The sequence below is a fragment of the Vibrio superstes genome, assembly GCF_003569005.1.
Taxonomy (GTDB): domain Bacteria; phylum Pseudomonadota; class Gammaproteobacteria; order Enterobacterales; family Vibrionaceae; genus Vibrio; species Vibrio superstes.
Genome location: NZ_BCUR01000001.1, coordinates 847,781 through 860,639 on the forward strand (window position 1 = coordinate 847,781; position 12,859 = coordinate 860,639).

Sequence of the window (12,859 nt, forward strand, 5' to 3'; positions counted from 1 at the left end):
ATTTGAATAGTAACGGGGTTACGCAGGTGTGGAAGCTGTTTTAAAATTGAGCTTAAAGAATATAACGGCTCCTAGATTTAGTGCTGCTAGCGCGAATAGTGTCAGGGTATAGTCGCCATAAAGTTGTTGAGATATATCAACCATAAAATGTGCAAGGTAGCTTGCTATGGCCGCAGCAATGCTCGTCACTCCCCAATTTATCCCAAAGTGTTTTAGTCCAAATCTATTTGCAACTAACGCGGGAAGCAAACCAAACGCACCTCCGAAACAATATCCAGCGACTAAGACCCCAAGTGTAATGGAAGCATACGACTGATAATTGGAGAAAAATATTAGGTTCAGTATTTGAACGAGAAGCAATGTAAGCACGGTTGCTGAGTCCCCCATTTTACCGACTAAAAATCCACTTGATAGTCTGCCACAGAAGTTTGCAACGGCGAGTAGAGAGGTAAGATAAAAAAGGTTGGGGAATGACGTCAATGAGTGTGCAATATTGATGACATTGCCAATGAACATAAAAGCAGTCGCCATGACAGCGAGTTTCGCTATGCAGATCGCATAAAAGGCTCTACTTTTCAGGGTTTTAAACAAAGGGCTATCAGCTTCACTGTTATTGATAACAGTTGTGTTACTTCTTTTTGCATTACCTGTTAACTTCCAGGCGATAGGAAATATGATGATAAAAGTAAACACACCAAGCCACTCCAAAGAAGGATAGAGCCCGAAGTTATTAAATAGAAAGTTTAATAGAGGTGCAAAGAATAAAGGACTAAGTGCAAATCCAGATACAATAAGCCCACTAGCTTTGGACCTTTTTATCGGCTTTGTTGAAAGTAAGACTGTAGGCAGGATGCTGGATAAACATAAGCTAGTTCCAATTCCAGAAATCAAACTAAATGTAATAATTAATTCAAAACTGGTTGAAGTGAAACCTGATAAAAAGACACCTAGAGAAAACAAAGCTACGCCAGAACACAATGTTAACCTACCACCCAATTTATCACGCATTCCGCCAGTGACAACCGAGAGTATAGATGTCAACGACGCATGTGCTGCAAATGGGGCATTTGCTTCTGTGATAGTCCATCCCCAATTAGAAATCAGCTGATGTGAAATGACACTCCACGCATAAACGACACCGATAAAAAAATTGACGACAAAACCATACATTACCAAGCGGTTTGGCATTGAAACTCCCTAGTAAAGAACCCTAGTCTTCTAACTAGAATCTTTTGTTAAGATAATCAGCTTGTTACCAAAAAGCAACTCACCGATAACATTTCAACATTACCCTACACCCACTGCTCGAGATAGCACCGTGATCTATAGGCCCTCCTTAGCAAGCACTTTAGCTTCAATATTTGTTATTTGAGCAAGATACTCGGTCTAAAAAGGTCTTAACAATACCTTGAATTACCTTTATTTTCGGGAAAGTAGACCTATTCTTAAGTTTATTAAGTACAAATTTAGGAGTAAAAGTGGACCTCAATAGCCTAAAAACATTCACTGAAGTTGTCGTTCAAGGCAGTTTTTCTGCTGCATCCAAAAGTCTAGCGATGCCTGTTTCAACTGTAAGTCGAAAGATCAGTGAACTTGAGGAAGCCTTAGGGCAACGCTTAATGGAGCGCTCTACTCGCAGCCTAAGATTGACTGAGGCCGGTGAAACTTTATACCAATATGCACAGCGCAGTGTTGAAGAAATGGAAGCTGGAATTTCGGCACTACAGAAACAGCAGGATCAAGTAGAAGGTACTCTAAGGGTTGCATTGCCGCCTAATTTTGAGGTCACTTGGGAAGCCATTAAGGCTTTCACAGATAAGTATCCAAAGGTAAAGTTGCAATTGCTCGGGATAACGCGGGATATAGACCCAATCAGTGACAATATAGATATCGTCATTCAATACAACGCCAGCCAAAACCCTTCATTGATCAGCCGTAAACTGGCGACTATAAGTCCAATTCTTGTGGCTTCGCGTCGTTATGTTGAGCTACACGGTAAACCCAATGCAATCGCCGATCTTAACAACTTCCAATGTTTAGCACGCGGAAATCCGGGTGATGAGTCATTTTGGACAATGGATAATGAAAAGGTTTATTTTGAGGCAGCAATTTCATCCAACGAGTTTAGATTTCTCCGTTTTCTTGTTGGACAAGATTGCGGTATAGCGCAGCTTCCCCCCTTCTTTTGCAAAAGAGAAATAGACAATGACGAGTTTGTAGAAATCCTACCAGAGTGCTCTTCACCGATTGTTGATATCCATCTTATTTATACCAGTAGGAAGCATCTATCCAGAGTAGTAAGAGCCTTTATCGATCATAGTATTGAGTTTAGCCAAAATGAACAATCTGAATATTGGCAATCATAATAGGTACTTTTTTAATGGATTATAATGCAGCAAGAATATACGTAAGTGTTGTAGAGCAAGGCAGCTTTTCCGGAGCTGCCAAAGTGCTGAATACCCCTGTATCTACAGTTAGCCGAAAAGTCAGTGAATTAGAAGCACAGCTAGAATTGCGTTTGTTGGAACGCTCAACCCGACAACTCAGACTAACAGAGGCTGGGCAGGTGTTTTACGAACATGCTCAACGCAGTATCGTAGAGGCTGAAGCTGGTATTTTAGCCTTAGACAGCCAACAACAAAATTTGAAAGGAACATTGCGCTTGTCCATCATGCACAATTTTGAGTCCATGTGGCCAATTTTGAAAAGCTTTCAAGAGCAGTATCCTAAGGTTAATATAGAAGTTCGCGACCACCATGGTTTTATCGATTTTGTTGCTGATGGCGTTGATGTTGCGATCGTTACCGTCCCTATCCAAAACCCCAATTACGTTGTAAGAGAAATAGCAGTAGCAGATCGAGTATTGGTCGCAACCAAAGAGTATTTAAGTCACCACGGAACACCAACACACCCAGATGAACTGGTTGATCACTCTTGTTTGTCTATTGGTAGCGTGAATCAAGATGTTACCTGGACATTTGACGGTAAGTCTTACCCAATAAGGCCTAAGTTGAAAGCCAGCAATATTCGAATGGTTAAATACTTTGCTTTGCAAGGAATAGGCATAGCCAATATCCCGCCAGCACTATGCAAAACTGAGTTAGAGAGTGGTCAACTTATTGAGCTCTTTAAACCTGAAGATGGTAGGGGCATAACATTCAAGCTTGTTTACCCAAGTCGCAGGCTCCTTTCTAGCATCACTAGGACTTTTATCGACCATTTCCTAGCCGAAATTGAAAACAAAGAGGGTAAAGATTGGTTTAGATCAGTAGATATGCCGTAGGTGCTCTTCAACGAGGAAGCCGCATTTTTTCTAGTTTAGTCGAAGCTAAGCGTGAAAATATTCGAGATTTAGGTGCAGGTAACCTTGATTGGTTAAAGTAATACAGGGAATTCAGCAATGAGATCCCCCTAGTTCAGATCATAAGTAGAATATCAGCCAAGTAATTATGAAGGTACTTGGCCTGATGAATGCAGAGATTTTAACCACAGTGCTCATTAAGTTAAGCTAAATATCAATGCCTTAATATTACTATCGCTATTATTCTGGAAATCTAATTTTGATTCAGATGTAATCTTGGCACCATCTCCATTTTGAAGAAGCAAACCATTCAGTGTTACGGGGCCTTCTATGATCTGAAGATACGCTCGACGATTAGGATCAAGGCTCATCGATAACGAACCCTGCCCGTTGAGAATCAGCTGAGATAATGTCATATCTTGTTTAATCTTAAGAGTTTCATTGGCACCATCAGGCGTCACAATTGCAGTGATCCCTTGTTTCGGCCTAAACGCCCTCTGTTGATAGGATGGTGTGCCACCCGTTGTATTTGGCTCGATCCAGATTTGGATGAATCGTAGATCATCGTCCGAAGAGCCATTGTATTCACTATGGACAATCCCTTTCCCAGCAGACATCAATTGAAATTCACCTGGTGAAAGAGAACGAACATTCCCTTGATTATCCTTATGCTCTATTTTTCCAGCAATAACCATGCTGATGATTTCCATATCTTTATGGGGATGAGAGGGAAAGCCAGTCCCAGCTGAGACAAGGTCGTCATTCAGAACTCTCAAGCTGGAATACCCCATATGATTTGGGTCGTAGTAATTACCAACAGAAAATGTATTTCGGCTAGTTAACCAACCCCAATCATTCAGACCACGATCGTCTGATTTTCTCACTTCAATCATTAGTTTTCTCCACAGAAATAAGGGTGGATGACCCAAAGGTCATCCACATCTCAATTATGTTTATTTCGCGTCTACTTCTTCTAGGAAGTCTTCTAGCACTTCATTGAATTGCTCAGGACGCTCCCAGAACATCGCGTGTTTGCCAAAGTAAGCCGTTGATGCGTTTGGAGTGTTTTTCTCAATCCACTGCTCTGCTACTGGTTTCCACTCTTCACGCACTACCCATGCCATTGGTTTTTCGGCATCAAATGTTTGTGCTTCGACTGTGTAATCAAGATAGAAACCCGTTGCGTTCAATGTTGCGCCTGCTGATGCAGAAGATTGATGCGCCAAGTCTTTCCAGAACTTCATTGCCGCTTTGTTTTCTGTGTCTTCTAGCATCCATGGAACAAATACGTCAATCAGTGCATTTTTGTCCTCTAAGATAGTCGTTGTTGACCAATTTGAACGGCCATCTGAATCATCACGTAGGTACCAAGTAAAGTCTGCATAGCTTTTGCTCGCAATCTTTGGAGAAGCATCTATGAGCATCAGACCATTTAGGTTGTCATTCCCAAATTGATGAACGTAAGACAGGGTTTCTGCTACACCGTAAGACCAACCAACCAAGGTCACGTCATCCAACTCTAGCTTTTCCATGAATGCGGCTAAATCACGGCCGTGTTGTTGGTAAGTGTTACCTTCAATGGTCTTAGTTGTTAGACCTTGGCTACGAGGTGAATAAGCGATAGCTGTGTACTCATCTGAACCCTCAAAGTGTTCTAATTGCTTTTCAAATGCGTTTGCTGACATCAGCCAACCTGGAGTGAATACGATAACCTTGTCACCGTGGCCTGCTGTCTCGTAGTGCATGGTTAGCTCTGGGCTGATTTTTACGTATTCTGCTTGCGCTGCTGTTGCACTTAATGCGATAGCACCGAACAGAAGGCCTTTTCCGAAAGTAGTCATTGCTTTAGAAGAAAGTGTTGTCATGTTCATAATAAACCTCAAAATGTATTTAATTAGATAGAAGAGAATTTGTTGTCTCTTGGGAACGGGGTGTATTAAAACTCATCTTGAGTGCTTTGATTAGATGCCAATATTCAAAATGACTTTCTCATATCTGGGAAGATAATATTTATATTAACCTTCGGTTTTATTCACTATGGGTTAATAGATACCTTGCTTCATTCATTGGCTAAATGACATTTAAGACTATAATCAATAAAAACAATAGGTTAGATAGCATTATTATTATTCCAATTCCGAGAAAATAGTATTTGTCTGAGTAAGCTTATAAATCCCTCTATATAACGCTACCTAATAATCAAAGATTAACTTCTATTTCTAGCTTGAATTTCAGTAATCAAAATCTCTCTTTTCTATATATGGGAAAGTTATTTTCAAATAGAGTAACTAGTTTCAATTTTTAATCAGAATATAATTCGCTCCGTTATCAATACCTACACATGAAAAATCAGACAAAACTGATTTCTGGAGCAGCAAAATGAACAAGACAAGAACACTTATTCGCACACTAAACGCACAGAAAACCTCTGATGGTGCCGGCGTAAATATTCAACGTATCCCTGGGTTTAATATTAAGGAGTTTTCACCATTTCTAATGATCGATGAGCTTCGTTCTGACGACAGCCAGGACTACGTTGGGGGATTCCCATCGCACCCACACCGAGGTATAGAAACCTTTTCCTACATGCTTAAAGGCCATTTTCAGCATAAAGATAGCCTTGGCAATTCTGGTGAACTGCGCAGTGGTGGGGTTCAATGGATGGCTTCCGGTAAAGGCATTATTCATAGTGAGATGCCGATGATGGAAGAAGGTGAGCTTCATGGTTTTCAGATCTGGATTAACCAACCATCAGCTGATAAGAAATCACGTGCACAATACGCTGATTTCCAACCTGAAATGGTCGTAACTCATACAAGTAATGAAATGGGAGTTGCACGTGTTCTTGCTGGTGAAAGCCAAATAAATGGAACAAATATAAAGAGCAATCTAGATAAAACAGGGGCTCCAGTCAGTGTGATTGATTGGCAAAGTCATAAGGGGCAATTCATCTCAGTAGCCCACGACCCTAATTTCAACGTCATGGTTTATGTCTATCAAGGATCTATCCAGATTGATGGTAAAACTCTCACTCAGGGTCAACTTGGATTTCTAAGTGCAGGTGATATCACTACTTTAGGTTCAACTGAGAGCTCTGGCGCCTTAATTCTTGCGGGTCAACCGATTAACGAACCTGTTGTTCACTACGGTCCATTTGTGATGAATAGCATGGAAGAGATCAACCAAGCTGTTGAAGATTACAACAAGGGTCTTTTCGAAACCTACCGATAAAGCTAGCACTGCCGGACGACCAGTAGCATTCACCGCTGCCGGTTTTTTATAGCTTGGAGAATACTTATGCCACTGCCCTTTGTTTACCGACTTCTTATTTTGTTGTTCCTAACTGTCTTGCCATTGACGTGTTTATCAATGGATTCTCGCGACATCCAGCAGCGAACAGCATCACCAAAAATTGCGTTGGTACTTGCTGGAGGAGGGGCAAAAGGAGCTGCGCATATCGGTGTTCTCAAGGCGTTGAAGGAAATGCAAATTCCGATACACCTGATTACAGGTACAAGCATGGGCGCCTACGTAGGTGGGTTGTACGCATCAGGGCTAAGTGTTGATGAAATTGAGAACATAATTGAAACGACTGACTGGAATCGAGGCTATATCGATCGCGCTGCTCGTTCAGATAAACGAGTGAAAGACAAAATAGCGGATGACCGTTATCAAGTTGCCACCGATCTAGGCCTGAATTCATCCTCTCTAACCACACCAAGTGGTTTAATCCAGGGACAATCAATGTTGCGCCTGCTGCGTGAAACGAGTGGTAATGTTCCAACACAAAGCAGCTTTGATGATCTTCCTACTCAATTTAGGGCTATTGCAACTGATGTGAGCACCATGGAAGCGAAAGCACTAGGCGAGGGCAATTTAGTTGATGCCATGATGGCGAGCATGTCCATTCCTGCTTTGTTGCCACCGTACGAGATAGATGGGCATCGATATATAGATGGAGGGGTTTCAAATAACTTACCCATAGTTGTGGCTAGAGAACTAGGTGCAGACATCATTATCTCTGTCGACGTAAGTAGTGAATACGAATCGCAGCAAGAGATTACTGACGTGGTTTCTATGCTGGATCAATTGTCTGTTCATATGGTTAAGCGAAGCACCCAGCAACAAATTAACGCGCTTAGTATTCGTGATATCTATTTGAAACCAAATGTTGGAAGTATTGGTACTACAGAGTTTTCTGCAATGCCTGATGCGATCAACAAGGGGTATCAATTGACGATTCAGAACCAAGAGAGACTTTCTTGTCTGTCTGTATCCACGAACGCGTATCAAGGTTTTCTAGAACAAAGAAAGTATAAGCGAACTCAACTTCAGCTGAGTTCTATTCGCCAAATAGACAGTGTTGTGTTTAAGAACCGCAGTCACTACAGCGATGAGATGCTACTTAGTCTCTTAAATATTAGAGCCGGTCACACCTACACGACATCACAGATAGAAATGAAGGTGAGCCAATTATATGCATTGGATTACTTTGAGCTAGTTCGATACCACTTCGAGATGCGTAGCAATAAGACTCAACTGCATGTGGATGTAAAAGAGAAATCATGGGGACCCAACTATCTCGACTTTCGATTTCATGTGGAAGAGGATTTCAACGCGAATAGTGTGTACTCCATCGGTGCAAGCACCCACTTTACTGGCTTGGATAGTAAAGGCAGTGAGTTTCGTTTGAATGTTGAACTTGGCACAAGCAATCGTTTGGAGGCTGAATACTATTCTCCGATTACTGCCAATCAAACCTTGTTCTATTCAGTTTACGCGGGCGCTCTTTCGGAAAGGGGAAATATCTTGCAAGGCAACTTAGATTCTTCGCCAGCCTTAGAAGGTGAAAGTGATTTTTATCCATACACCCAAAATTCGCTGTCAGCCGAGATTGCTGTTGGATTACAAGCTTCATTTTGGCAAGAGCTTAGGTTGGGGTTGAATGCCCAGTCAGGAAAAACCACACTCACACCTGTCAACTCGATGGAAGGGTTTGACTATGAAAGAGCTGGAGTATTTGCACGGTATGAGTCGGACACACAAGACAGCAAAACCTTTCCCACGCGAGGGTCTAGGATAAAACTGAATTATTTATTCTCGAATGATGAGTACATTGCACCGCAAGGACGAACAAGCGACGATTCCTCACATACGCAAGAATGGACTGCTGAATTTTATACGGCGCATACTTATGGACGCCACACTTTGAGTGGTACAGCTCAATATTCTCTGATTGATACTGGATCGAGCAAACTAGCTATTAATCCAGTGCGATTAGGGGGATTCTTGAACTTTTCCGGTATTCCAAAAGATAGCCTTGTCGGTAAAGAAAAAGCTTACAGTGGTCTTACCTACCGCTATCGGTGGGTAGATAATGATTTTGGGCTATTTCATTCACCAGTCTATTTGGGATTATCGGCTGAATATGGTGGTACTTGGCAAGATACAAAACTCGATTTGAACGAAGCACCACTATATCGAAGTGGAGCCCTGTACGCGGGTGTAGACTCACCAATAGGTCCAATAATAGTTTCATACAGTCGAGTAGAGACGGGGATGGATGCATTCTATCTCATCATAGGCTCTTCATTTCCCTAGTTGAGGCTCTACACACCTCGACTATCGAGTTTGAAAATGTAACGACTCTCATGCGTACCACTATATAAACCAGAAGGTTTGTGGTTGCGCAGAAGAAACTAAACAGTAAAGGAAGCCTAAAGTGCAGTGGAAAGCATTTTTAATAGCTTTGTTGTTAGCCAGTACAGCACAAGCAGGATATGGGACAGGCGGTGTACCTTCCGTGCCTTGCTACCTAAATGGGGAGTAGAAGGGGACGATTTCGCTTAATGAGTGCAAAAGAATCGGTAGCACTATCCCTGGTGAAAAAGTTCCTGACAAAAAAAAGAGCAAGCCATAGGCTTGCTCTTCACTGTGTTTTCTAAGCTAGTGTTTACTTTTCAAAAGCAAACCACAACACCCAGCAATTACAGTTCAGCGTTGTGATACACCTGCTGAACATCATCACAGTCGTCAAGAAGATCTTGGAACTTCTGGAATTTCTCAACGTCATCACCTGAAACTGGAGTGTGAGTTTGAGGTACAAAAGTGATCTCTTCCACATCCATAGTGAGCTCAGGGAATGCAGCGTTTAAGGCTGTTTTGGTTTTGAAAAACTCAGTGTGCGGAGCGAATACAGTGACAACACCATCTTCTAGCTCAACGTCAGTCACATCTACGTCTTCCATCATAAGCGCTTCAAGAATCACTTCATCGTCGTCGCCCTTGAACTGGAATACAGCTTGGTGATCGAACATGTGTGAAACTGAACCTTCAACACCAATTTTCGCACCCACTTTAACAAAGCATTGACGAACGTCTTGGAAAGTACGGTTGCCGTTGTCAGTAAGACAGTCAACGATCACGCTTGTGCCACCAGGACCAAAGCCCTCGTAACGTGCAGGTTGGTAATCTTCACCACCGCCGCCAGTTGCTTTATCGATCGCTTTGTCGATAACGTGTGCAGGAACTTGGTCTTTCTTCGCTTTTGCGATCAGGTGTTTAAGAGACAAGTTCATGTCTGGATCTGAACCACCGTTCTTTGCACACATGTAAATTTCTTTACCGTACTTAGAATAAACCTTAATTTTTGCGCCAGCTGTTTTGGCCATTGAGGCCTTGCGCACTTCAAAACTTCTTCCCATCGGGATCTACTCTCTAATTCTATGTGTCTCAGAAAAGTCACACTCATCGGCCTCGCCAATGAGTGATAAAAACTACCCTAAATTCATCATCTGTCGATACTTCGAAACAGACTCGTCAAACCAAAGCACGTGTTGTTCGGTCTTAAGCTTGCTGCGTTGATCTGAAATATCTAATTCAGTGCCCTGCGAGTGTTTGACCTTCCACACCAAATAAGATGCTTGTTTGTCCAACTCTACGCGGTATTTGTCTTCAGCAGGAAGATTAGAAAGATTTATCGACATGTGAGGTTTTTTACTACGAATTCGTGACGCGTAATATAGCACAAATCTGAGATGAGAAAAAATGCGTTAATTTACACTGTAAATAGAAAGTTTGAAGTTAGGCGCCAGTGATACCAAAGACAATAACAGAAACTCCCCCACCAACAGCAACGCATGCGATCATAACAGGTGCCACTCGATACCATAGTTTCTTGTCCCCTATCGTCACCACCATTCCCATTTTGACTAGGGTATTAACAGAGGCGGCGATAATAACGCCAATAGAAGCAATCGTAATACTCAACGATTCTGTGCTCTGCCGCCCTAGGGCAAGGGAAATAGCATCAACATCAGTAATACCTGATAGTGCTGACAGCATAAGCACACCCGCATCACCAAACCAATTGGATAGTACATGGGAAAGCAGGATAATCACCGCCAATACTGCACCAAAAAACAGCGCCGAACGCAAAGCGAGTGGATTGGTCTGCTTATTATTCTGCTCCACATTATCAACCTCACAATTGCGCCATATCCACCAAGCAGGCACATACAGTACGGCCATCATGAGCAAGATTATGGGCCAAATCAGCATTACCAGATCTGGATTTATTACCGACAATACAACCAATAAGCGTGGGAACATAGTGCCGCAGCAAAGCAAAATACCACTGGCGAGTAATGGGCTAATATTGGCTTGCTCTCGAGAGAGCTGAGAAAACTGCAGGGTGAGAGCGGTAGAGGAGCTTAAACCTGCAAACACGGAAGTGAATAAGATCCCTCGCTTAGCGCCACCAATTTTTATCGCAAAATAACCAACAAAGGAAATGCTGGCGATGAGCACCACCATCCACCAAATCTCATAAGGGTTGAGGGCATTCCATGGGCCGAAAGATTGGTTTGGCAGAAGAGGTAGCATCACAATGGAAATAAGGAGTAAGCGCAGCGCTGCATCCAGTTCGTACTCTTGTAGCTTCTGCAGGGCTTGGTGAAGTTCTTTTTTATTGTCCAATACCACAGCGGTAAGGACTGCCGCCACCGCGGCTAAAACCGCTTCACCAGAAACAGCAAGGCAGCCAATGATAAAGGTGATTAGCAGACTCACCACACCGGTGATACTAATGTCTTCACTGCGCTTTTGCTTCATCACAAAGGCAATACAGGCCAATAAGACCAGCGCAATCAAACCAAAGCCGATAAGTACGGGCGAGTAAATACTGGCTAACGTCGCTATCAAGGCGCCTAGCAAGCTCACCAGGGAGTAAGTACGAATACCGGCAACTCGACTGCCTTCAACCCTATGTCGCATCACCCAGCCTCTCTGGGTGCCGATTATTACACCCAATAACAGAGCGATGAACAGGTTCCAGATGAGGTGTTCATTCGTTACAAGCTCACTAATGTTCATAGTTCACCTTTGTACTACGCACTTTAGGTATGATTATTTTATGCCAAGGGAGAGAATTTTCTTTGACCTAGGTGAAAAGAAACACATAAAAAAGCGCACATACCCTTGTCACGAGTACATGCGTTCTTGTGTCGTATTTTAAGTTGAAAATAAAAACAATACGACAGAGTAATTTTTGTCATATGCCCATTACTGAGCGTACTAGTCTCGGTGTGGAATTAGTGTAGCAATCCCAACTCGCGAGCCTCTTCCAGTGTCAATCCGCTTTCCCTGATTTCGCGCATTTGTTCTATTCGGCGTCTTGCCTCTGCTGATTTTAGCTGTTTATTCGAAGTGGCTTCGGGGGTGGCGTTCAATTCATCCCACGAACCCGCGAGACCTTGCATCTCTTCTCGGCTGATAGAATTAATAGACATCACTTTGCTCCTGAAATAACAATAAAATATAAGGCGTTTTTGCCTTGTGATATACAGAAGAGCGGACGCTGGTCATGTATGCGTTAAGCTCCTCTGACCTCTGTATTGATAGCAATCTAGCAATCTTGTGTTAAGAAAATTTGAATCGATCTGTGATGGGGTTATCACCGCCTTTTTTGTTTTGTGGACAGCGTCTGTATTTGGTCACATTTTAGTCAATATTGATTTACACTTACAAATAATAATGCTTAAAAAAGGAACGATTCTTGTGACTCGGCTAGATCAATGGCAACAACAATTTTCGCTGTGCCACAAAACGCGGAAGCATGATCAAGTGAAGGTTTTGGCTCAATTGATCAATGATCCTCCTGAAGAATTATGGGGGCCGGAATTATCGATCGAACAGAGTCAAGGGCTTGGTTGTTGGCTTGATGGTTGCGCTCGTATGTATCAGCATCATTTGGAGCAGGCAGAGCTTGAGGCGGCCTACTCTTATCTATGCTTGGCACAAGGTCGATTGGAGCAGGTGATCAGCCGGGCTGAAGTGGATCAAAACATTCGTTTATGCTGCTGTCGTAGACTTGAACAAGTCATGGTTTTGATCGTTGAGTTTTGCAAGAAGCAACATGGAAAGGCCTGGCGCGCTGAGTTAAGCAATCAAATTGAATCACACGTTAAGTTCTTAACGCTTTACCCACTCAATGAAGCGCCGATCCCGGTATTGAAGCCTTCACGAGGGGCGAATAAATCCGCATAGATCTTTGGTTTA

General features: G+C 42.6%; 12 protein-coding genes. 5 read left to right on the plus strand and 7 right to left on the minus strand.

Going from position 1 to position 12,859, the window contains the following annotated elements:
• Window positions 1–18: 18 nt before the first annotated feature.
• The gene (locus tag D5I41_RS03640; protein ID WP_119008549.1) at window positions 19–1,188 is read right to left on the minus strand and encodes an MFS transporter; all 1,170 of its coding nucleotides are present in this window, start codon (window positions 1,186–1,188) and stop codon (window positions 19–21) included.
• A 290-nt stretch (window positions 1,189–1,478) separates the two neighbouring features.
• Between D5I41_RS03640 and D5I41_RS03645 the strand changes: the two genes are divergently transcribed.
• Both D5I41_RS03645 and D5I41_RS03650 read left to right on the plus strand, forming a co-directional pair.
• The gene (locus D5I41_RS03645) at window positions 1,479–2,366 is read left to right on the plus strand and encodes a LysR family transcriptional regulator (RefSeq protein WP_119008550.1); all 888 of its coding nucleotides are present in this window, start codon (window positions 1,479–1,481) and stop codon (window positions 2,364–2,366) included.
• A 14-nt stretch (window positions 2,367–2,380) separates the two neighbouring features.
• Window positions 2,381–3,283, plus strand: a complete 903-nt coding sequence (locus tag D5I41_RS03650) for a LysR family transcriptional regulator (RefSeq protein WP_119008551.1) — start codon at window positions 2,381–2,383, stop codon at window positions 3,281–3,283.
• A 215-nt stretch (window positions 3,284–3,498) separates the two neighbouring features.
• On the opposite strand, the gene D5I41_RS03655 is transcribed toward D5I41_RS03650, so the two are convergent.
• Entirely contained in the window at window positions 3,499–4,194 is a 696-nt protein-coding gene (locus D5I41_RS03655) for a pirin family protein (RefSeq protein ID WP_119008552.1), read from the minus strand.
• A gap of 60 nt (window positions 4,195–4,254) precedes the next feature.
• Window positions 4,255–5,172 (minus strand): alpha/beta fold hydrolase, encoded by a 918-nt coding sequence (locus D5I41_RS03660; protein WP_119008553.1) that lies wholly within the window; start codon window positions 5,170–5,172, stop codon window positions 4,255–4,257.
• Window positions 5,173–5,680: 508 nt separating this feature from the next.
• Here D5I41_RS03660 and D5I41_RS03665 point away from each other — a divergent pair.
• On the plus strand, window positions 5,681–6,532 hold the full coding sequence (locus D5I41_RS03665) for a pirin family protein (protein ID WP_119008554.1): 852 nt from the start codon (window positions 5,681–5,683) through the stop codon (window positions 6,530–6,532).
• Between the two features lie 66 nt (window positions 6,533–6,598).
• Window positions 6,599–8,902: a patatin-like phospholipase family protein gene (locus tag D5I41_RS03670; protein WP_119008555.1), complete on the plus strand. Its 2,304-nt coding sequence runs from the start codon at window positions 6,599–6,601 to the stop codon at window positions 8,900–8,902.
• A 386-nt stretch (window positions 8,903–9,288) separates the two neighbouring features.
• Here D5I41_RS03670 and D5I41_RS03680 read toward each other — a convergent pair whose 3' ends face one another.
• The 4 genes from D5I41_RS03680 to D5I41_RS03695 form a co-directional block, all read right to left on the minus strand.
• The gene (locus tag D5I41_RS03680) at window positions 9,289–10,005 is read right to left on the minus strand and encodes a YebC/PmpR family DNA-binding transcriptional regulator (RefSeq protein ID WP_119008556.1); all 717 of its coding nucleotides are present in this window, start codon (window positions 10,003–10,005) and stop codon (window positions 9,289–9,291) included.
• Window positions 10,006–10,077: 72 nt separating this feature from the next.
• Window positions 10,078–10,287 (minus strand): DUF3283 family protein, encoded by a 210-nt coding sequence (locus D5I41_RS03685; RefSeq protein ID WP_119008557.1) that lies wholly within the window; start codon window positions 10,285–10,287, stop codon window positions 10,078–10,080.
• Between the two features lie 97 nt (window positions 10,288–10,384).
• On the minus strand, window positions 10,385–11,674 hold the full coding sequence (locus D5I41_RS03690) for an MgtC/SapB family protein (protein ID WP_119008558.1): 1,290 nt from the start codon (window positions 11,672–11,674) through the stop codon (window positions 10,385–10,387).
• A 218-nt stretch (window positions 11,675–11,892) separates the two neighbouring features.
• The gene (locus D5I41_RS03695) at window positions 11,893–12,090 is read right to left on the minus strand and encodes a PA3496 family putative envelope integrity protein (protein ID WP_017028433.1); all 198 of its coding nucleotides are present in this window, start codon (window positions 12,088–12,090) and stop codon (window positions 11,893–11,895) included.
• Between the two features lie 127 nt (window positions 12,091–12,217).
• On the opposite strand from D5I41_RS03695, the gene D5I41_RS03700 reads away from it, so the two are divergent.
• Entirely contained in the window at window positions 12,218–12,847 is a 630-nt protein-coding gene (locus D5I41_RS03700; RefSeq protein ID WP_235868850.1) for a hypothetical protein, read from the plus strand.
• Window positions 12,848–12,859: the final 12 nt, after the last annotated feature.

Excerpts from the sequence above, each read along its gene's own strand:
- D5I41_RS03695 (WP_017028433.1), bottom strand. The coding sequence starts at position 12,090 with ATGTCTATTAATTCTATCAGCCGAGAAGAGATGCAAGGTCTCGCGGGT.
- D5I41_RS03680 (WP_119008556.1), bottom strand. The coding sequence starts at position 10,005 with ATGGGAAGAAGTTTTGAAGTGCGCAAGGCCTCAATGGCCAAAACAGCT.
- D5I41_RS03665 (WP_119008554.1), top strand. The coding sequence starts at position 5,681 with ATGAACAAGACAAGAACACTTATTCGCACACTAAACGCACAGAAAACC.
- D5I41_RS03655 (WP_119008552.1), bottom strand. The coding sequence starts at position 4,194 with ATGATTGAAGTGAGAAAATCAGACGATCGTGGTCTGAATGATTGGGGT.
- D5I41_RS03640 (WP_119008549.1), bottom strand. The coding sequence starts at position 1,188 with ATGCCAAACCGCTTGGTAATGTATGGTTTTGTCGTCAATTTTTTTATC.
- D5I41_RS03660 (WP_119008553.1), bottom strand. The coding sequence starts at position 5,172 with ATGAACATGACAACACTTTCTTCTAAAGCAATGACTACTTTCGGAAAA.
- D5I41_RS03690 (WP_119008558.1), bottom strand. The coding sequence starts at position 11,674 with ATGAACATTAGTGAGCTTGTAACGAATGAACACCTCATCTGGAACCTG.
- D5I41_RS03685 (WP_119008557.1), bottom strand. The coding sequence starts at position 10,287 with ATGTCGATAAATCTTTCTAATCTTCCTGCTGAAGACAAATACCGCGTA.
- D5I41_RS03670 (WP_119008555.1), top strand. The coding sequence starts at position 6,599 with ATGCCACTGCCCTTTGTTTACCGACTTCTTATTTTGTTGTTCCTAACT.
- D5I41_RS03650 (WP_119008551.1), top strand. The coding sequence starts at position 2,381 with ATGGATTATAATGCAGCAAGAATATACGTAAGTGTTGTAGAGCAAGGC.